Origin of the sequence: Azohydromonas lata (assembly GCF_034427735.1) — a bacterium.
GTDB lineage: Bacteria > Pseudomonadota > Gammaproteobacteria > Burkholderiales > Burkholderiaceae_C > Azohydromonas > Azohydromonas lata.
Map to the genome: position 1 here is coordinate 1 of NZ_JAXOJX010000201.1, position 622 is coordinate 622.

General features: G+C 74.1%; 1 protein-coding gene. It reads right to left on the bottom strand.

All coding sequences use genetic code 11. The annotated features are described in order from the left end of the window. Positions 1-455 (bottom strand): hypothetical protein (locus SM757_RS35015; protein ID WP_407655835.1); only part of this gene is annotated, 455 nt, incomplete at its 3' end. Positions 456-622: the final 167 nt, after the last annotated feature.

The window sequence follows — 622 nt, forward strand, 5'->3', positions numbered from 1 at the left end:
AGTTTCCAGGAGCGCCGGGCACCCCGCGGCAGCGCCTGCACCACGCGCCAGCCGCCGTCAGGCTCCTCCTGTAAATCGATGACTTCGCTGATCAGCGGGCGCTGCAGCCGCTGCGCCAGCGCGTAGGGCAGCAGCCCGCTGGCCAGGCCCGCTTCGCCCTTGGCGCCGGCGATCACCAGCGTGCGCTCGCGGCAGGCGCCGGCCAGCACGGCCACGGTGCCCTCCAGGCTGTCGTCGGCGGCCAGCAGCCGCGTGAGGCTGCTCACGCCCTGGGCCAGGTAGTCGCGCGCCACGCCGGCAGGCATGTGGCCCACGGTGCACAGCGACGGTTCGCGGCCCGTGCCCAGCGCCTTTTGCGCCAGGGCGACGCCCGCGGCGTCGGCGCGGCTGCGCGTGGCGCGGCCGCTGGTGGGGTCCACGCGCACGCTCACGAGAACGGTGACGGAAGCGGTCATCACGCCATCTCCAGGCTCTTGGATGAGGAAGCGGCCTTGTCGCCGGCCGCATGGGACGCGCGCCCGCCACGCACCAGCGTGAGCAGCGCGCGCATGAGGGCCTGCACGTCCTCGGCCACGGTGAGCTCCGAGCGCTGCGCGATGGGCGAGGACACGTCGGTGTTCAC